General features: G+C 69.0%; 18 protein-coding genes. 11 read left to right on the forward strand and 7 right to left on the reverse strand.

Annotated features, from left to right (window positions below):
• Positions 1–57 precede the first annotated feature (57 nt).
• The gene (locus H4281_RS07605) at positions 58–1,509 is read right to left on the reverse strand and encodes a PH domain-containing protein (RefSeq protein WP_220506918.1); all 1,452 of its coding nucleotides are present in this window, start codon (positions 1,507–1,509) and stop codon (positions 58–60) included.
• Positions 1,510–1,583: 74 nt separating this feature from the next.
• Positions 1,584–2,096 (reverse strand): PH domain-containing protein, encoded by a 513-nt coding sequence (locus tag H4281_RS07610; RefSeq protein ID WP_182890111.1) that lies wholly within the window; start codon positions 2,094–2,096, stop codon positions 1,584–1,586.
• A gap of 174 nt (positions 2,097–2,270) precedes the next feature.
• Here H4281_RS07610 and H4281_RS07615 point away from each other — a divergent pair, with 174 nt between their 5' ends.
• The gene (locus tag H4281_RS07615) at positions 2,271–3,185 is read left to right on the forward strand and encodes a proteasome assembly chaperone family protein (protein WP_182890112.1); all 915 of its coding nucleotides are present in this window, start codon (positions 2,271–2,273) and stop codon (positions 3,183–3,185) included.
• Positions 3,186–3,427: 242 nt separating this feature from the next.
• Here H4281_RS07615 and H4281_RS07620 read toward each other — a convergent pair whose 3' ends face one another.
• Complete coding sequence (locus H4281_RS07620) at positions 3,428–3,847, reverse strand: MarR family winged helix-turn-helix transcriptional regulator (protein ID WP_220506782.1); 420 nt, start codon at positions 3,845–3,847, stop codon at positions 3,428–3,430.
• 83 nt (positions 3,848–3,930) lie between these two features.
• On the opposite strand from H4281_RS07620, the gene H4281_RS07625 reads away from it, so the two are divergent.
• Both H4281_RS07625 and H4281_RS07630 read left to right on the forward strand, forming a co-directional pair.
• The gene (locus H4281_RS07625; RefSeq protein WP_182890114.1) at positions 3,931–4,350 is read left to right on the forward strand and encodes a PaaI family thioesterase; all 420 of its coding nucleotides are present in this window, start codon (positions 3,931–3,933) and stop codon (positions 4,348–4,350) included.
• A 46-nt stretch (positions 4,351–4,396) separates the two neighbouring features.
• Positions 4,397–5,278: a class I SAM-dependent methyltransferase gene (locus H4281_RS07630; protein ID WP_237597141.1), complete on the forward strand. Its 882-nt coding sequence runs from the start codon at positions 4,397–4,399 to the stop codon at positions 5,276–5,278.
• On the opposite strand, the gene H4281_RS07635 is transcribed toward H4281_RS07630, so the two are convergent.
• The gene (locus H4281_RS07635) at positions 5,268–6,206 is read right to left on the reverse strand and encodes an MCE family protein (protein WP_182890272.1); all 939 of its coding nucleotides are present in this window, start codon (positions 6,204–6,206) and stop codon (positions 5,268–5,270) included. The two genes, H4281_RS07630 and H4281_RS07635, sit on opposite strands and share 11 nt — an antisense overlap.
• A gap of 312 nt (positions 6,207–6,518) precedes the next feature.
• On the opposite strand from H4281_RS07635, the gene H4281_RS07640 reads away from it, so the two are divergent.
• Positions 6,519–6,713 (forward strand): hypothetical protein, encoded by a 195-nt coding sequence (locus H4281_RS07640; RefSeq protein ID WP_037715467.1) that lies wholly within the window; start codon positions 6,519–6,521, stop codon positions 6,711–6,713.
• 1,392 nt (positions 6,714–8,105) lie between these two features.
• Positions 8,106–8,561 carry a hypothetical protein gene (locus H4281_RS07645; RefSeq protein ID WP_237597140.1) on the forward strand — a complete coding sequence of 152 codons (456 nt, stop codon included), beginning with the start codon at positions 8,106–8,108 and terminating at the stop codon, positions 8,559–8,561.
• Between the two features lie 10 nt (positions 8,562–8,571).
• Here H4281_RS07645 and H4281_RS07650 read toward each other — a convergent pair whose 3' ends face one another.
• Entirely contained in the window at positions 8,572–9,624 is a 1,053-nt protein-coding gene (locus tag H4281_RS07650) for a reverse transcriptase family protein (RefSeq protein WP_237597139.1), read from the reverse strand.
• Positions 9,625–9,853: 229 nt separating this feature from the next.
• Between H4281_RS07650 and H4281_RS07655 the strand changes: the two genes are divergently transcribed.
• Both H4281_RS07655 and H4281_RS07660 read left to right on the forward strand, forming a co-directional pair.
• Complete coding sequence (locus H4281_RS07655; RefSeq protein ID WP_182890116.1) at positions 9,854–10,318, forward strand: MarR family winged helix-turn-helix transcriptional regulator; 465 nt, start codon at positions 9,854–9,856, stop codon at positions 10,316–10,318.
• Between the two features lie 50 nt (positions 10,319–10,368).
• Entirely contained in the window at positions 10,369–11,913 is a 1,545-nt protein-coding gene (locus tag H4281_RS07660; protein ID WP_182890117.1) for a chloride channel protein, read from the forward strand.
• Here H4281_RS07660 and H4281_RS07665 read toward each other — a convergent pair.
• Positions 11,903–13,231 carry a class I adenylate-forming enzyme family protein gene (locus H4281_RS07665; RefSeq protein ID WP_182890275.1) on the reverse strand — a complete coding sequence of 443 codons (1,329 nt, stop codon included), beginning with the start codon at positions 13,229–13,231 and terminating at the stop codon, positions 11,903–11,905. The two genes, H4281_RS07660 and H4281_RS07665, sit on opposite strands and share 11 nt — an antisense overlap.
• A 58-nt stretch (positions 13,232–13,289) precedes the next feature.
• On the opposite strand from H4281_RS07665, the gene wzm reads away from it, so the two are divergent.
• The 4 genes from wzm (at position 13,290) to H4281_RS07685 (ending at position 18,013) form a co-directional block, all read left to right on the forward strand.
• Positions 13,290–14,198 (forward strand): galactan export ABC transporter permease subunit Wzm/RfbD, encoded by a 909-nt coding sequence (wzm, locus tag H4281_RS07670; protein ID WP_182890118.1) that lies wholly within the window; start codon positions 13,290–13,292, stop codon positions 14,196–14,198.
• 381 nt (positions 14,199–14,579) lie between these two features.
• Positions 14,580–15,659: a glycoside hydrolase family 3 N-terminal domain-containing protein gene (locus H4281_RS07675; protein WP_182890119.1), complete on the forward strand. Its 1,080-nt coding sequence runs from the start codon at positions 14,580–14,582 to the stop codon at positions 15,657–15,659.
• Between the two features lie 869 nt (positions 15,660–16,528).
• Positions 16,529–17,038 (forward strand): isochorismatase family protein, encoded by a 510-nt coding sequence (locus H4281_RS07680; RefSeq protein ID WP_182890120.1) that lies wholly within the window; start codon positions 16,529–16,531, stop codon positions 17,036–17,038.
• 129 nt (positions 17,039–17,167) lie between these two features.
• Complete coding sequence (locus H4281_RS07685) at positions 17,168–18,013, forward strand: hypothetical protein (RefSeq protein WP_182890121.1); 846 nt, start codon at positions 17,168–17,170, stop codon at positions 18,011–18,013.
• Here the strand turns inward: H4281_RS07685 and H4281_RS07690 are convergent.
• The gene (locus H4281_RS07690; RefSeq protein ID WP_182890122.1) at positions 17,967–18,824 is read right to left on the reverse strand and encodes a LysR family transcriptional regulator; all 858 of its coding nucleotides are present in this window, start codon (positions 18,822–18,824) and stop codon (positions 17,967–17,969) included. The genes H4281_RS07685 and H4281_RS07690 overlap by 47 nt on opposite strands.
• Positions 18,825–18,891: the final 67 nt, after the last annotated feature.

An 18,891-nucleotide genomic window follows, 5' to 3' on the forward strand; every position in this document is an offset into this window, starting at 1 on the left:
AACCTCTTCGTGAGAGCACCGAATTCAGTCACGAACGCGTCGGTAAATTACCACAGGTCACGGTTTTTCTGACACAGCAATAAACGGGGTCAGCAATCCGGGGACGGCGGCGTCGGCGAGCGCGAGCCCGGTGCCCTGTTCGACGTCGAGCACGCGGTAGTGCCCGCGGCCCGCGGCGATCGGCGCGGTGACGGTGACCAGCCCGGCCCGCCGCTGGAACAGCGACTGGTGCACGACGATCCCGGTGAGCCGGTCGCGCCGGACAGCGACCGTCGCCCTGGCCAGCGACCCGGAACGGGTCACGAGGTACCGGCCGGTGATCGCGTGGCCGAGCGAGCGGTACCGGTCGAAGCCGACCAAGACCGCGAACGGCAGCAGCACGAGCGCGGCCTGCCACGGCCATTCCGGCAGGACATCGAGCCAGGCCAGGGCGAACAGCGCGGCCGAGAGCGCCAGCACGGAGAAGACGGCACGGGTGATCCGGCGGGTCCGCGCGCGCGGGGAATGCCGGACGAGGGGGACATTCGCGAAGTCCTCGCCGAGCACCTCGCCCGCGATCTCCCTGGCCTTCCCTGCCGGAGCAGGCGGCAGCAACAGGCCGCCGCCGCGGTCGGCGCCCTTGCCCTCGCGCAGTCCGGCCGCGACCGCGACGCACTTCGCGCCGCCGACCATCCGCAGCGGCAACGGTTCCTTGATCTCGACCCCGCGCAGCCGGTCCTCCTCGATCGACACCGACCGCGTCGTGATCAGCCCGCGCCGGATGTGCAGCGTGCCGCCTGGTTCGCGGGTGAGCCGGAAGTTCCAGAACGACAACACGTATCCGCCGACCGACAACACCGACACCAGCACGAGCAGCCCGGCCGCCGCCAGCACCACGGTGAGCCACACCGGTTGTTCGAGCGCGCGGGCGGTGAGGTCGCGGACCGGCCCGAAACTCGTCGGATCGAAATGCAGTTCGTGCGCGAAGTGATAGACCGTGCCGAGGATCGCGGCGACCACCGCGAGTCCGGACAGCGTGAACGGCGCGTAGCGCACCCAGCGCTTGTCGACCTCGGCGACGAGCGACTCCGGCGGTTGCGCCGCTTGCGTTTCGGCCGGTTTCCGGTGCAGCAGCAAGGTCCGCAGCCGCTGGGCCTCCGCGCGAGTGACCGCGTCGAGCACCAGTTGGTCCTTGCCCGGTCCCTTGCCGTGATCGTGCCTTCCGGTACCGATTCGTACTGCCGACAGCGAGAAAAGCCGATGTTTCGGTTCCGAAAGCACGTCTACGGCACGGATTCGATCGCGCGGAATGGCGCGTTGCTTGCGCAGCAGCAACCCGGTGTGCCATTCGATCTGGGTCGCGGTGACGCGGTAGCGCGAGGTGAGACAGTGCGAAATGCCGACGCCGATCGTCACCGCGGTGGCGGCGAGACCGATCCACTGCCAGTAATTCCCGTGGCCGAGCACCAGCGCGCCAACGAGCACCGGCAGCGACTTCACCAGGTCGAGAACCGGGCGGATCAGCAACATCCGGCGATCGAGACGATGCCAGGGCGCGTCGCCGGTGCCTTCGGCGGCGACCGGCGGGGAGGGTGCGGTCGCGTTCACGTCGCGTCCCCGCGAACGGCCTGGGTGGTGCGGGTCAGCTCGTCGGCCAGCGCGACCGCGACGTCCCGGTCGAGTCCGGAGACGCGCAGCGGACCGGCGGCGGACGCCGTCGTGACGGTGAGCCGGGCCAGCCCGAACAGTTGCTCCAGCGGGCCGCGTTCGACGTCCACCGTCTGGATCCGCGAGATCGGCGCGATCCGCCACTCCTGCTTCAGCCAGCCGGACTGGGTGTAGACGGCCTCGCCGGTGACTTCCCAGCGATGCACGCGGTAGCGCCACTGCGGCATGACGAGCAGATGAAGCGGGGCCAGCACGCAGGAGAGCAGCAGTGTCACCGTGAGCCACGACGGCGGGTCGTCCGCGGTCGCGACCACCACCGCCTGCACCGCGAGCACGAGCAGCCAGCCCGCCCCCGCCGACGCCGCCCAGTGGCCGATCGCCCGGCGGCTCACCCGGTGTTCGGGCGGACGCAGCCGCAGTTCAAGCGTGGTGGATTCCTCGGTGTTCACCTGCTCAGAGTGCCCGACCGGAGGCGTCGATGCCCACGACAAGTGTCACGATGCCCCGATCCGGGGTGGGTGGCGAGTGCAGGGCGTTACTATTTCTGCCGCGCGCGGGATGGAAACGCAGCCGGGCGGCGTTGTATCGCGTACGTCCGTGCAAGCGAGCAGCAGGAGGATCCGGTGGGACTCGATCCCGAGGAACTGTACGAGGTGGACTCGGACGTCCCCGACCTGGACGGAGCGGTGCTTCTGCACTTCTTCGAGGGCTTCATGGACGCGGGCTCGGCCGGGCGGCTGGTCACCGACCACCTCACCGGCGAGGTCGAGAACCGGGTCGTCGCGCGGTTCGACGTCGACCGGCTCATCGACTACCGGTCCCGACGCCCGTCGATGATCTACGCGGTCGACCACTGGGAGGAATACGAGGCCCCCGAGCTGGTCGTGCGCCTGCTGCACGACGACGACGGCATCCCGTTCCTGCTGCTGTCCGGCCCCGAGCCGGATCGCGAATGGGAGCTGTTCGCGGCCGCCGTGCGGCAGCTGGTGGAACGCTGGGGCGTGCGGCTCACCGTGGGATACCACGGGATTCCGATGGGAGCCCCGCACACGCGCCCGCTCGGCGTCACCGCGCACGCGACCCGCGAGCACCTGGTCGGCGAGCATCAGCCGCTGCCGAACCGCATGCAGGTCCCCGGCAGCGCCGCCGCGATGCTGGAGTACCGCTTCGGCGAATGGGGCCACGACGCGATGGGCTTCGCCGCGCACGTGCCGCACTACCTGGCGCAGTCGACCTACCCGGCCGCCGCGCTGACGATCCTCGACTCGGTCGGCAAGGCCACCGGCCTGCGCCTGCCCGACGGCGAACTGCGCACCGCGGCCGAGGTGGCCAAGGCGGAGATCGACCGCCAGGTCGCCGAATCCGAGGAATCCGCCGACGTGGTGCGCGCGCTGGAACGTCAGTACGACACGTTCACCGAAGCCTCCGGGCACAGCCTGCTCGCCGAATCACAGGAGCACATGCCGACGGCGGACGAACTGGGCTCGCAGTTCGAGCGGTTTCTCGCCGAACAGGGCGGGGACGGCTCCGAACGCTGAGCCGAGAGGTAAGCAACGCCTGCGGATCGGACCGTCTGCCAGGCCCACCAGAGCCGGGCCGTCATGATCGCCACCCCGGACATGATGGGGCTCGCACGTTGCCGCGAGGCAGCGGGGGCGGGTGTGGCGGGTGACATCTGGTGAAGCTAGCCGGTCCGCGCCTGGCCGGGTACCCGGACAGGGCCCCTCACGAACGCCTAGGCGTCGCTGCCCGCACGCGCCGCGGTCAGGGGGATCAGGACTCAGCCTGGCCAGCCGGCCAGATACCGCAGCGCCTCGCTGGTCGGCCCGAACGCGTCTCCGAGCAGCGCGTGCAGTTCGCGGTTGAACGACTCGATCACCGGCCGCAACCGGGCGATCGTCGCGGTCCCCTCCGCGGTCAGGTCCAGCACCAGCGCCCGGTGCTGTTCCGGATGCGGCTGCCGGACGATCAGTCCCGCGTCGATCAACCGCCCGGTCATCGCCGTGATTGCCGATTCGCGCTGGCCCAGTTCGGCGGCCAGTTCCCGCTGGGTGAGCCCGGGCTGGTCGTACACCGCGAGCAGCGCGCCGAGCTGTGCGGTCGTCACGCCGCCCGCGGCGAGGCAGCGCCGGTCACCCTCGACGCGCAGCCGGTGGGCCGCGCTCTGCAGCAGGAAGAAGAGTCGTTCGTCGGCGGCCATGCGGGGATCTTGACAGCGTTCTCTTCTCGCCGCCATCCTCACTTCACTACTGAAGTACTTCACTACTGAAGTGAGGGCTGAAAATGGACTTAGACTTCGCGCGCGCCGGGCTCGCCGCGCAACCGTTCAGCGTCCTGCTCGGCGCGCGGGTCGAGGAGTTCGGAGACGGACGCGCGGTGCTGGAACTGGACGTCCGCGACGACCTCCGGCAGCAGAACGGCTACCTGCACGGCGGCGTCCTCGCCTACGCCGCGGACAACGCGCTCACCTTCGCCGCCGGAACCGTGCTCGGCCCGCAGTTGCTCACGAGCGGTTTCTCGATCGACTACCTCGTGCCCGCCGACGGCGTACTGCTGCGCGCGGAAGCGGTGGTCGTCCAAGCGAGCCGTTCGCGGGCAACGTGCCGCTGCGATCTGTACACAGTGGACAGAGAAGGAGACTCGGCGTTATGCGCGGCCGCACAGGGATCCGCGGTGGTCAGGCGATCGGCTACTCCCGGGTAGACCGGGCAGTGCGGGACGGTGTCCGGTTGTCGGCTATCGTCCCGGGATGAACCAGGAAAGCCAAGATCGGCTGACGACAAGGACTTTGGGCCCTGCGCTGCGCCGGAAGGCCGGCCTGGTGCTGCGCCGGGCCGCGGCCCGCCTGCACGATCCGCACGCCGAGCAGCTCGCCGAATTGCGTTCGGAACTGCGCGCGGAACTGGAACGGACGCGCGAGGATCTGCGGTCCGAGATCGTCCGGCAGGGGGATCGCCTGCTGGACCGCGTGGTCGAGTTCGAGATCCGCAGCCGCCGCGACATCGTGTACGCAGGCGATCAGGACGCGGCGTTGGAGAGCAACGTCTTCGCGCGCGAAAGCCTGATCGGGGCACAGCATTTCGGCAGCCCGAAGGAAACGCTGGAGTACGCGCTTTCCCTCGCGCCGACCGGCGGGATGGCGCTGGAGTTCGGCGTCGCGTCCGGCAACACGTTGCGCACCATCACCGCCGCGCGCGAGGCGACCGAGGTGTACGGCTTCGATTCGTTCGACGGCCTGCCCGAGGCGTGGCTCAACGGCATGCCCGCCGGCGCCTTCGCCCGTGACGACCTGCCCGACGTGCCGGGAGCCGAACTCGTCGTCGGCCTGTTCTCCGACAGCCTGCCCGGATTCCTGGAGAAGCACCCCGGCCCGGTCGATTTCCTGCACGTCGACGGCGATCTCTACAGCTCGGCGAAGACGGTGCTGGACAACGTCGGCCCGCGGCTGCGCGTCGGCAGCATCGTGCACTTCGACGAGTTCTTCAACTTCCCCGGCTGGAAACGGCACGAGTACCGGGCGTGGACCGAGCACGTCGCGAAGACCGGCGTCGAGTTCGCCTACGAGGCTTATACGTACAACGACAACCAGGTCACCGTGCGGATCACCGGCGGGCCGGGGCTCATGGACTGAAGCAGCCGTGCTCGTTGACCGGTCCGAGCGCGGGAAGGATCAGGCCGCACAGGTAACCGTCGATCCATCGGCCGTTGCCGGTGAGATTCGCGGCGAAGCGGACGAGCGGGGCCAGTGCGCGGATTCCGTCCGCGAGCGAGGCGCGGTTTCGTTCGAGCAGCGCGGTGAGCCGGTCGAGCTGGGTGAGCACCGGGCCGAGTTCGCGGTCGTTGTCGGCGACGAGCCCGGACACTTCGCTGCTCAACCGGCGGGCTCCGGCGAGCAGCGACTGAATGGCCGATTCGCGTTTCCGCACCTCGTCCAGCAACTGGTTGCCGTCGGTGAGAAGCCGGGTCAGCTGGGTGTCGCGGTCGGCGAGCGTGGCGGAAACTGTGCGCGCCTGAGCCAAAAGGTGAGCCAGTTTCGTGTCGCGGGCGGAGAGGGAATCGGACAGCCGTGACAGTCCGGTCAGTGTGGCTCGGACGTCGGCCGGGGTGTGCGCGAAGGTGCCGGAAATGGCGCGGAAGCTTTGCGCCAACTGGGTGGTGTCGATGGCGTCGACGGTCGTGGCCAGCTGCCGGAAGGCGGGCAGGACGTCATACGGAACCGTGGTCCGGTCGCGCGGGATCGGCGTGTCCGGATCCAGCGAGCCGACGCCGACCGGGTCAAGCGCGAGATACTTCTGCCCCAGCAACGTTTTGATCCGGATCGCCGCGGATGTCCGGTCCCCGAGCCAGGCCCCTGATACGCGGAACGCCACCCGGACGGACGCGCCGTCGAGCGAAACCTCCGACACCCGGCCGACTTTCACTCCCGCGACCCGGACGTCGTTGCCGGTCTGGAGCCCCGCGGCCTCGCTGAATTCCGCGGCATACGCGGTGCCGTCGCCGATGAGCGGCAGATTCGGCGCCTGAAGCGCGGCGAGGACGCCGAGGACGAGCACAGTCATCCCGACGAGAGCGGTGCGCACGGGGCGCCGGTCGGGATGCACAGCGTGGATAGTGGCTCGCCCGCCCGGGTGAGGCCACTCACGCCACCCGAATGGGCGCTTTCCCGTTGTGTCCACTTAGGACGATGGAGCTTCCCGCCCTGCGCACGGTTCATTTTCTGGTGCCGCACCGGCGGCCCCCGCCGTGTGCCATTCTGGCCTGGCGGGCGGACGTGATCGGAGTCATCGGAACATCCGGTGCGGGTCGTCCGTTGAAGGGGTGTGCAGGGAGCGCGGAAAACCCGCGCCCACGCCAATCGGGGAGGAGCCACCATGCGAGACCTGACCACCGGATTGCACCCGGCGCCAGACCTCGTGGACGACACGGACGCGGCCCGGCAGGAGGAGCGCCGCCGCAAGGCAGCGCTGGCCGTCGCGTCGCGGGCCAAGGACGCGCAGGAATGCGCCCTGCTGCTGGACATGCTGGGGCTGCACGCCCCGGGCGGCAGCCGGACCGAGGTCGCCTGAGGCACTTCGGTGCCTGGCCTGCGGGGGAGAACACGCCGCGGCCGGTGTGCGGACCAGTCGCGGGGTTTGCCAGCTGATGTGCCAGCCTGGTCCTGGGGAGGACCGGGCTGGTCGCGGCTGAGCGGTTGTGGACGACTTGGGGTGCGGTGCGGGGTTTCGACACTGGCGGATGGGGTAACCCGCCAGGACTTCGGTTGGCGACAGACGGCGGGCTGACCGGTTAGGTGAGCATGCCCGGGACCTCGGCGGGGTTGCGCCTTGCCTGAGCGAATCCAGGCTGGTCTCGCGGACTTCTTCACGACGGTCTAGTTCGGCGTACGCGAAAGTCTTGGCTGTGAACTGCGGCCGGGACTCCGGAATGTATTGCCTCGGCAGCCCCTCAACCGCGCTGCCAGCGCAGCGATCGGCGGCACCCGCCCGCCGCCTGCTCCTCGTGCGGGAAATCGCCCATCGGGCGCTTCTGCACGCTGCGCGTGCGAGAGGGCGCTCCAGCGAGGGATTGCCACTCTCGCGCGCTCCCTGTGCGAGCGGTCGCCGCTCTCGGGCGTTCCGTGCGAGCGGGGTCGCACTCGGGTGCTCCGGTTGTGAGCGGTTGCCCTTCTCGGACGTTCGGCGGGTGAGGGACCGCTATTTTCGGGCTTCCGTGCGTGAGAGCTCGTCTCTGTCGAATGATCCACATGCGAGTGGTTGCGTCTGCCGGGTGTTCTGCGTGCGGGCGGTTGCGTCAGTCAGACGTTCGGCGTGCGAGCGATTGCCCCTGTCGGGCGCTCCGTGCGCGAGATTGGCTGCTCTCCGTTTTGCCCGCTCGGAACCGAGCCACCCGGCAACCGCCTGCCGGGCTCCCTCCCTGCGCGGGCTTTCTCTCAGCGCTCCGTCGCTCGCCGCAGAGCAGTCAACCGCCTCAATCCATCGCTCCCGACTGGGCCGAACGGGTGAAATCGCGCCCGGAAAGCGCACTCGAAAACCACACCGCCCAAGGCAACCGGGCCACGAACCGCCCGGAGGTCCGCTCCGCTTGCATGGAACAAGCCCTTGGCGTGAAAGCGTTTCGCAACCACCGACCCGCTCGCTGCCGGGTGTCCACTGAGGCCAGTCGCCTCCAGAATGCGGATTCCGCAGCAAGTCACCCCGTCTGCACCGGCAAGCCAACTCAACGCGCGAGTTCGATGCGAAAACCGACCCGCGTCGCGAACTTCCGCCCATCGAGCTGAGACGCCCGATTCCTGAGGCACAACAAGGATTCCCGGACTTGCGCGGTCGGGTACTGTCGATGCCCCTGGGTGATATTTTGCTCCGAACGGCTGAGTGTCGCCGACGTATCTGTCACCCTGGCGGAGCATCCTGTACCGGGAAGCGGCCTGGGTCGGGACCGGGCGCAGGGGAGGAAACGCTGTGCAGTACCTGCGGGAAGACGAATATCTCATTCGGCAGCAGCGAGCGCTGGCGGAAATGGTGCGCCGGGGACGGCGGAAGCGCAGTTTTCAACTGGCGGAACATCTGGCGGCGGAGGGCGGGGTGCACCGGTCGGACGTCCTTGCCGTGACGGCGCTTTTCCTTGCCTGCCAGGCGGTTCGGCGGGGAGACACGGCGGCCGTGCAAAGATTTTCGAACGCGTTTCGCAGTTGTGAGCGAAGCAGCATGGATCTCGCGCGTCAGCTCATGCGGCTGGAAGCGGGACGGGAACAGGGATGGCTTCCGCGGGCGCATTACGACGAGCTTTTTTCCTACGCTTGGCGAGAAAACCGGCCCGACATTCTGGTCAAAGCCTCGTTGATTCAGCCGCGGGATGTTCCGGCGGCTGGATGGTGGGCCGAGATGGAGCGGAATCTCAGTCTGTTATCGGTCTGAACGGCCGCGTTCACGACCAGTCGATCCGGTCGAACAGGCCGCGCAATTTCGTGCCGCGGGCCGCGTTGGTGGCGCTGATCCACGCGATCCGGCCCATCAGGTGCGCCCGGAAGTCCGGGTGCCCGGCGCGGTTCTGCTGCGCTGGGCCGGTGCGGGCGCAGTTGTGCAGCACGGCCCGCAGTTCGTCGTACTCGGCGCGGGCGACGGCAGGCGCGGCGTTCACCACCAGCCCGGCGACGCGCTGCTGCCGGTAAGCCGGTTTCACTGACGTCTTGTCGTCGCGCAGGCGGAAGCCCTCGTCGGTCACGATCCGCCGGACGCCTGGCAGCAGCCGGTGCAGCGGCAGGCTCGCGTCGCCGGAGAAGGCCAGATCGTCGGCGTAGCGGGTGTAATTCGCGCCCAGCACGGCGGCGAGGCCGGAGAGCCTGCGGTCCAGGTGATGGGTGACGGCGTTGGCTACCGAGGGCGACGACGGCGCGCCTTGCGGGAGGTGCGTGCCAGCGAGATGGCTCAGCATGGCCGACCGGGCGGGGGCGCTGCGCAGGACGTCGACCGGCGTGCGCGTGGTGAGGATTCCGGCGATGGCGGCCGCGACCGCTTTCGGGTAACCGGCCAGGTCGAGCAGCGAGCGCACCCGCGACGCGGAGACAGTCGGGAAGAAGCCGGCCAGATCCAGCCGGACCACCACGTCTTGTCCGGCGTGCGGGCGGGCGCAGGTGTGAATTGAGCGGCCGCGCCGGAAACCGTGCGCGGCCTCGTGGACCGGCAGCGCGTCGAGTACCTGCCTGCGGATCCGTCGCTGCACCTCGGCCAGTCGCGGTTTCGGCCGCTCGATCAGCCGCGCGCCGCCAGTGGCCGTGGGGATCCAGCGGTAGCTGTAATGCCGCAGCACCGGCCCGGATCGCCGGTGCCAGCCGCGTTCGTCGGCGAACCAGGACAGCTCGCCCGGCGTGAGGTCGAGGGCGGCGGCGCATTCGTCGAACGTGGTCCAGCGGGCGACCTGCCATCGCCACACCGGCATCGGTTCGAGCAGCGACGCGGAGGCGACTCGTTCTCCGTTCATCCGCGCTGTCTCGCACGCGGAGCGTGCCGCCGCTGCGCGGGGCGCTGTGGGTACGTGTCGTGCTGCTCCCCGGGGTTGCCCCGGAGTGGGTGGTCCTCCACCGGCTCACCTCCGCGTCGCCGAAACCCACCCTAGCCAAGATCACCGACAAAACCGGCGCCCGGGAAGGAACCCCTGGTGACCGAGCACACTCTTGACCTGAAGCCTTGTCTATAGCAACTTTTGCACTATGCAAGGTTTGCCGGACGACGTGGCCGAACTCGAGCGGCTGACTCGCGTGCTCGTGGCCGTGGCCTGGGACAGCGCGCACGCCGCCCCGCGCGGCGTCACCTTCCCGCAGGTGCGATTGCTGGTGGTGCTCGACAGCCTGGGACGCGTTCCGTGTTCGCGGCTCGCCGAGGCGATGGGCGTGAACGCGTCCTCGGTCACGCGGCTGGCCGACAAGCTCGAGGCGCACGGGTACGTCGTGCGCGGCGAAGACGAGCACCGCCGCACAGTGGTGACCATCGAGGTCACCGCTGCCGGGCGCGAGGTTGTGGCGGGGGTCGTCGGCCGACGCCAGCGCGCGCTGTCCGAGCTGCTGGCGGAAGTGCCTGCCGCACGGAACGAGGCGGTTTCGACGGCGGTCCGCGACCTGGTCCTCGCGGCGGAATCGGCACCGGGCGTGCCCACAGCCGGGCCGGGCCGGCTGTGAAGGTTCCGGCGCGGGCCGCGCACCTCGGCGACTTCGCAGTCAATCCGCGGATGCTGCTGATCACCGCGATCGCGCTGCCAGTGGGCGGAGCGGCGGCGGTGGCGGCGTTCGCGCTGCTCAAGCTCATCGGGTTGATCACCAACCTGGTCTTCTACCAACGCGTCGCCACGGATCTCGTCGCGCCGGGCGCACAGCATCATCCGTGGTGGCTCGTGCTGCTCGCGCCGGTCGTCGGCGGGCTCGTGATCGGCCTGATGGCGCGCTACGGCTCGGAGAAGATCCGCGGTCACGGCATGCCGGAGGCGATCGAGGCGATCCTCACCGGCGGCAGCCGGGTGGCCCCGCGCGTCGCGGTGCTGAAACCGGTGTCGGCGGCGGTCAGCATCGGCACCGGCGGCCCGTTCGGTGCCGAGGGGCCGATCATCATGACCGGCGGCGCGGTCGGTTCGATCCTCGCGCAGTTGCTGAAGCTGTCCGCGGACGAGCGCAAGACGCTGCTGGTCGCCGGTGCCGCGGGCGGGATGGCGGCGACGTTCAACGCGCCGCTCGCGTCCGTCCTGCTGGCCGTCGAGTTGCTGCTCTTCGAATGGCGGCCGCGCAGTCTTGTTCCGGTGGCTGCCGCGGTGGCGGTCGCGACCGTGTGCCGCGGGTTCCTGCTCGGCACCGGACCGGTCTTCGGCGTCCCGTTCACCGGGGCCAGCCCCGGCCCGGCCGCGGACGGTCTCGCGCTCGTCCCCGGCCTGACCGGCGGGTTGCTGGCGATCGGCGCGACCGCACTCGTCTACTTCGCCGAGGATCTTTTCGGGCGGCTGCCCGTGCACTGGATGTGGTGGCCCGCGATCGGCGGTCTCGTGATCGGCATCGGCGGCCTGATCGAACCGCACGCGCTCGGCGTCGGCTACGACGTGATCGACACGCTGCTCACCGGACACGCGACCGCGTCGCTGATCGTCGGGATCCTGGTCGTGAAGACGCTGATCTGGGCGCTTTCGCTGGGATCCGGGACTTCCGGAGGAGTGCTGGCTCCGGTGTTCATGATCGGTGCCGCGCTGGGCGCCGCGGAAGGCGGGTTGCTGCCGCAGGTCGCACCCGGGTTCTGGGCGACGTGCGGGCTGGCCGCTGTGGTCGGCGGCGTGATGCGGTCACCGTTCACCGGCATTGTGTTCACTTTGGAGCTGACCCACGCGTGGAGCTATCTGCTGCCGCTCGTCGTCGCGTCGTTCTCGGCGTACGCGCTTTCGGTGCTGCTGCTCAAGCGTTCGGTGCTCACGGAGAAGATCGCGCGGCGACGTCTGCACCTCACCCGCGAGTACACGACTGATCCGCTTGAGACGTTCTTCGTGCATGAAGTGATGACGCATGAACCGGACGTGCAGATGTCGGCCGATGTCGTCGTGTACTCGGACGACACTCTGCGCGACGTCGCGAACGAACTGGCACTCGGGCATACGACGCAGGCGCTGGTGGTCGACCGGCACGATCCGTCGCGGGTGCTCGGCAAGGTGACGCTGGCGCAACTGTTGCACGCCCGGCGGCGGGATCTGCACGAGGAACATCACCGGGAACGCTTGCTGGGCCGGTCGGTCAACGCTTGAGGCGTTGTTTGTCCACTTTGCCCACGGGGGTCAGCGGCAACTCGTCGCGAAACTCCACAGTGGACGGCACGAAATGCTCGCCGCCGAGTTCTTCGCGGACCTGGTCGCGAAGTTCGTCAGCGGTGGCCTTCTCAGCGACCACCACGGCGTGCAACAGGGTTCCATCCGGCCCTGGTGCGGGAACGACCGCGGCGGCTTTTACCTTGGGGTGACTGAGAAGCGCGTGCTCCACGGTGGTGGAGGAGACCTTCGTGCCGTGCTCGCCGGTGACGATGACGTCGTCGATCCGGTCCTCCAGATAGAGGTAGCCGTCCTCGTCGAAGCGGCCGAGGTCGCCGGTGCGCAGCCAGCCGTCGCCGATCGGCGGTTGCCCGAGGTAGCCGTCCATCATGGACAGTCCGCGGACGAGCACTTCGCCGTCCTCGATCCGGCCTTGCATGCCGGGCACGATGCGGCCGACGGAACCGAGAAGTCCCGGCCGGGTGAGGACTTCGTCCGCGGAAATGCTGGCGATCATCGGCGCTTCGGTGAGCCCGTAGCCCTGCCCGACGACCGGGCCGAACACCTTGAGCGCCTCGGCCAGCCGGCGAGGCGGCAGCGGCGCGGCACCGAGGGAAAGCTGCTGCACGCTGGATACGTCCGTAGTGGACAGCCGTGGATGGTCGAGTACGGCGGCGAGCCGGGGCGGGGTAAGGGAAAACGTGGTGACGCGATGACGCTCCACATCGGAGAGAAGATGCTCGGCATTGAACTCCCGGTGCAGTACCACGGTGTTGCCGCAGCAGAGCGCGCCTAAAACGGCCGCGTTGCCGGTCATATGCGTGAGCGGAGCGGTGACGAGAGCGGTTTTGGTGCCGTCCGGCTGGAAGATGTGGGCCACGCCGTCGTAGATCCCGCTGTGCCGGATCAGTTTCGGAGCCCCGGTGGTACCGCCGCTGGGGAAAATCGCCGTGACGCTGTTCGGCAAAGTGTCCGGAATGGACGGACGCGCCGCGGCGAGCGTGTCGAGTTCGGCGTCGGTGAGCAAGGTCGCCCCGGTCGCCGCGAGCGTCGCCGCCCGCGCCGGACGGCTCGCGGACGCCGCGATCAGCACGACTTCCAGCCCTCGCAGCTGCGCGGCAAGCTGGGTGAGCACCACTTCCGGCCGGTTGGCGGCGTCGATCGCCACCATGCCGCGCACCTCGGCGAGCCCGCCGCACAGTCGCGACAGCAGCTCTGACGCCGCCCGGTACGTCATGGTGGTGTCGTCGTGGTGGAACAGCACGGTGTCGCCACCGTCGCGGAGTGCGGAAAGGACGCGGGACAGGAAAAAGCTCACCCGGCACACCGTAGTCGTGTGTTGGCCGAGAACGGTGATCGCGGCTAGGTTCGTTGCCATGACCGCTCCGCCCGCGATCGACGCGGACCCGAGAAGCTGGCGTCGAGCCTTCGCTGATCTGCAGGCCGGGTTGCGTGCCCGGGAACTGTGGGCGTTGCTCGCGTGGCAGGACATCAAGCAGCGCTACCGGCGTTCGTCGCTGGGGCCGTTGTGGATCACCGTCGGGATGGCAGTCACCGCGCTCGCGCTGGGCGTGGTGAACTCCGCGTTGTTCGGCACTTCCATCTCGACCCTGCTGCCGAGCATCACCACCGGGCTCATCCTGTGGAACTTCATGAACGGCTGCATCGTTGAGGGCTCGGAAACGTTCATCGCGAACGAAGGGATGATCAAGCAGCTCCCCGCCCCGGTGTCGGTGTACGCGCTGCGCACGGTGTGGCGACAGGCGTTGTACCTGGCGCACAACCTCGTCGTGTACGTACTGGTGCTGGCGATCTTCTTCGGCAAGCTCTCGCACCCGTACCGCTTGGTGGACAAGGAATACGCGTTGCTGCACCCCGGACTCGGCTGGGGAATGCTGCTCGCCGTGCCCGCGCTGGCCCTGGTCCTGCTGAACGGTGCGTGGGTGGTGCTGCTGTTCGGCGTGGTGTCCACGCGGTTCCGCGACATCCCGCCGGTGATCCAGAGCTTCATCACGATGCTCTTCTACGCGACACCGATCATGTGGTCGATGGACCAGGTGCGGGCGATGAACCAAACCTCGCACGAAGGATTCGGCTCCATCGCGGTGAATCTGCTGCAGCTCAATCCGGTTTATCACTTCGTCGAGATCGTGCGCGCACCGCTGGTCGGGCAGCAGCAAAGCTGGACGCACTGGCTGGTCGCGGGCGTGGTGACCGTGGCCGGCTGGTCGCTGGCGATGCTGGTGCTGCGCAATTACCGGGCGCGGGTCGCTTACTGGGTTTGATTGTCCACTGAGGACACGACTTTGTGCTGGCGGCCAGGCGCCGGGTTGACCTCCGCGAGCGCAGGCGGCAGCGAGCCCCGCACTGTCGCGGAACGCCGTTCGGGACGCCTCGCCGCCCACCCGAACCTGTCAAACATCGCTTTGCCTACCATTCCCTCGCCCTCGCCCTCGCCCTCGCCCTCGCCCTCGCCCTCGCCCTCGCCCTCGCCCTCGCCCTCGCCCTCGCCCTCGCTCGCTGCCCCTGCCGCGATCTCGTCAGCGTCGGCCCGCTGCTGCCCGTGTTCTCGGTGTGGCTGCAGGAGCTGGTTCTAGCCCCTGGTAGCTGAGCACACCGGCCCGCCGGGGGTTAGCGTTGTCCCAGGGCTCGCGAACGGAGGTCGCATGAAGCGTCGGAAGGCATTGCTGGCCATGGCCGTGACGGTGCTCGCGATGAGCACGGTCGCCGCCACCCCCGCTGGTCTCACGCCGCGGCAACTGGCCGGACAGCGGGTGATCTACTCCTATCCTGGTCTGACGCCGCCCGCCTCGTTGCTGCAACGAATCCGCGCCGGCGAGGCGGCAGGCGTGATCTTCTTCGGCGAAAACATCTCAAGCTCCCAGCAGATTACCGACGTGGTACGACAATTGCGGGACGCGAACGCGCAGAGCCCGGTCCACCGCCCGTTACTGCTGATGACCGACCAGGAAGGCGGGAAGGTCCGCCGGTTGCCCGGCGAGCCCGTTTTGTCGGAGAAGCAGGTGGCCCAGTCCGCGGATCCTGCTGCCGCGGCGAAAGCCGCGGGCACCGGTGCCGGCCAGAACCTCGGCGGGACAGGCATGAACGTCAATCTCGCGCCGGTTCTGGATGTCTACCGCCAACCGGGCAATTTCATCGACAAATACGGCCGCTCTTACAGCCAGGACCCCCAGGTAGCTGGTGCACTGGGCCGGGATTTCGTCACCGCCCAGCAGGCAACAGGCGTCGCCGCGACAGCCAAGCACTTCCCCGGCCTGGGTGCCGTTCCCGCCGGAAGCAACACCGACGTCGGCCCGGTGACGCTGAACGTGCCCTTGCCCGAACTGCGCGCCAAGGACGAAGCTCCCTACCGCCCAGTCGTCGACGCCGGCGTGAAGCTAGTGATGCTCTCGTGGGCTGTCTATCCCGCGCTCGACCCCTCCCGTCCCGCCGGACTTTCCCCGGCGGCCGTGCGGGAACTCCGAACCAGCACGAACTTCGCCGGGGTGACCGTGACGGACGCTTTGGAGGCGGGTGCCCTGAAGTCCTATGGCGGACCGGGAAACCGCGCGGTGCTGGCCGCGAAGGCGGGAATGGATCTGATCCTGGCATCGGCTCGAGACGTGAGCCAGGGGGACGATGCTGCTTCGGCGTTGGCCGGCGGGTTGTCGGACGGATCCCTGCCGAGCGCGGATTTCACTGCTGCGGTGGATCGGGTTTCGGCACTGCGGGACGGGGTGAAGTGAGCCTTTGCCGATGGGGCGTTCGGCTTTTGGCGCTGTGGGGAGGCTGAAGTGAGCCTCTCAGCCGGTGAGGTTGCCGCTGGGTGAGTGCGGCTTCGCCGTGGTTGGCCTGAGGCTATTTGCGCCACGCGCCTAGCCATTCCCGCCGACATCCTTTGTTGCGTGGCGGCTCGCCCTTGGCTCCAGCCTCGACGTGCGTTGCCGCGCGACGAGTTCTGGCACCGTCCGCATGCCTCGCTGTGAAGCCCCGTCGTTATGCAAACCGGCTAGCGTCGGTGCCGCAGAACCCCGCTCGGCCCTCCGCGATCATCCAGCAAACAACCCCCGTTCCGGTGACACCCGGCGGTGTGGACATCGCGCTGTCCTCGGGCTGAACGGGCACCCTTGCGTGCGACCCACCCACGACGGGAGGACGAATGCAAGCTTGGTGGCTCCTGGTGGCCGTCGCCGCGGTGTTCGTGGTGCTGGCCGTAGTGTTCCTGCGCCGCGCCGCCCGGCGTCGCTCTGCCGTTCCGCCGCCGAAAGCTGCTCCGACCTCCCCTCCGGACGACTCGACGCGCCGCTGGGTTTCCCCCTCGGACGACGTGCCCCGCCGCGCCCGCCACCGATTGGACGAGGCGCATCCCCTTGCGCGCTACCCAGTCGCCCGACAGCGCCCGATGCGGCATCCACGGCCGTCGCCCCAGCAGGAGTCCGCTCGGGAACGGCGAGACTCGTAGGTCCGAGCGCCAGAGCCAGCACGACGAGTCGCCTCAGCAGCGCCGCCTGGTGCCTACTCCGTCAGACCACTTCGAAGACCTCGTTCAGCGTTCATCCCTGTGGGCGAACGCCGAGGCTCCGTTTTTGTCGGTGCCCGCTGAGATGCTTCCGGCATGGTTCCCGTGCTGCTCCTCATCGACGTCCAGAACAACATGCTTCTCCCGCCCACCCCGGTCCCCGATGCCGACCGAGTCGCCGCCGCGATCTCCCGTGTCCTGGAACGGGCACGGGCCGCTGGCGCCCAGGTGGTGCACGTCCGGAACAACGGCACCGGCCATGACCCCGACGTGCCAGAAACCTCCGGCTGGGAACTAGTGCACGACGTCCGTCCAGGCGAGCACGTAGTCGACAAACAAGCACCCGATTCTTTCGCCGACACCCAGCTGGGCTCCCTGTTGCCAGAGTCGGCCCCGCTGATCGTGGCCGGAATGCAGAGCGACTTCTGCGTCCGAGCCACCGCCTTGGCAGCCCTCGACCGCGGTCATGAGGTCACGCTGGTCCAAGACGCCCATGCCACGTACGACGACGAACTCTCCGCCGCCGAGGAGAGCGCCCGCGTGGACGAGGAACTGTCGACGGCTGGCGTAAAACTGGTCGGAAGCGAGGAGGTGGTCTTTGCCTGACGCCGGTGCCGTTGAGCCGACGGCGACTGTCACGTCGATACGCCACCGCACGGGCGATCGATTTCATCGCTGAATCGCAGCGAAAACAGGTGTTGGACTGGGAGGTCGACGCGAGCCAATACTCAGCCCATGATGTCTGCGCCCGGCGATCCCGCCGAGAACTCCGGCCGAAGCGAGGACCGGCACCTCGACGGTGACGTGTCGGCGGACCGGCCCGCCGACACCGAAACGGGTCTAGGCAGTGCGGGAGGGCTGGACACTCGCGAGATCATCTCGGACGGTGCTGCCCTCGGCTCGACGGTCGATCGTGGGAGCGCAGCCGAGAACGCCGCCCTCGACGCGGCGGGCGATCGTGCGGCGGTCAGCGCCGATGAAGTGGTGCGCGACGGGTCGGCAGTCGACGTCGATCCGTCGGCCAACGTCGACCTGTCGGTGGGCATTGAGCCGGCGACGAGCGCCCGCCGGGCCGCCAGCGTCAACCCGGTGGTCGGGGTTGAGTCGGCGGTGGGTGTCGAGTCGGCGGTTAGCGTCGAGGGTGCGACCGACGTCGGCTGGGCGGCGAGCGTCAACCCGGTGGTCGGCGTCGAGTCGGCGGCGGGTGTCGAGTCGGCGGCTAGCGTCGAGGGTGCGACCGACATCGGCTGGGCGGCGAGCGCCAACCCGGTGGTCGGGGTTGAGTCGGCGGCGGGTGTCGAGTCGGCGGCTAGCGTCGAGGGTGCGAACGACATCGGCTGGGCGGCCAGCGTCAACCCGGCAGCCGACGTCGAGCCGGTCGACGAAGCGACTCGGGATGTTGTCCGGTTGTTGCGGCGGTTTGGCGGCAGGGCGTTCGCGTTGGCGTTCGTTGCCGGGATTACCGGGCTGACGACCGTCGCGTTGGTGTTGGGGCTGGCCGGGTTCGCGTTGGTGCTCGCACCGGTGCGCGGGGTCAGGCGAGGAGGTGGGCCAGCAGCGCCCGTGCCGCCGGGTTGGTGAGGTTTGCCGAGCGGCCGGTCAGGTAGATCGTGCGGGCCAGAGTCGGCTGGATGAGGTGCGCGAACGGCAGTCCGGATCGGGCGGCGACCTGTTCCGGGACCACGGTGACGCCCAGTCCTGCCGCGACGAGGTCGACCAGCAGCGGGACGTTGGTCGCCTCGCAGACCTGGTCACGGCGGACTCCGGCCTCCGTGAAGGCGCGGTCGACCATGGCTTGCAGGCCGCTGCCGGTGAAATCTACGAAAGGTTCGCCGTCCAGTTCCGCGAGCCGGACTCGGCGGCGGGTCGACAGGCGATGTCCGGGGTGGGTGAGCAGGACCAAGATTTGCTGCCAGCTGGCGAATTCGGCCAGCTCCTCCGGCAGCGGACCGCCCACATAGGACAGATCCAGTTCGCCGTCGGACACCGCGGCGGTCAGTCCGGGGATGGTGCCTTCCCGGACGCGCAGCCGGATTCCCGGGTAGCGGGCGCGGAACTCGCCCAGCTTCGCGGGCAGGTCGATGACGGTCAGGGTCTGGATGGTCCCGATCGACACCCGGCCGCGCGCGAGGCCGGTCACCGCGGCTACCTCGCCTCGGGCGGAGTCGACGTCCGCGGCGATCTGGCGGGCCAGCGGGAGCAGGGCCTCGCCCGCGGGGGTGAGGGTGACGCGGCGGGTGGTGCGGTCGAACAGGTCCGCGCCGAGGTCGGTTTCCAGTTTCCGGATGGACGCGCTGAGAGCGGATTGCACGACGTGCACGTCCTGGGCGGCGCGGGTGAAGTTGCCGTGCCGGACCACGGCCAGGAAGTGTTCGACCTGCCTCAGTTCCACCGGCTTCGCCTCCGTCTCGCCACCCGGGAGTGGTCCGGTGAACGTACCGCGCGGGCCGGTCGGTGAC

It is taken from the genome of Amycolatopsis dendrobii, from assembly GCF_014145675.1.
GTDB lineage: Bacteria > Actinomycetota > Actinomycetes > Mycobacteriales > Pseudonocardiaceae > Amycolatopsis > Amycolatopsis dendrobii.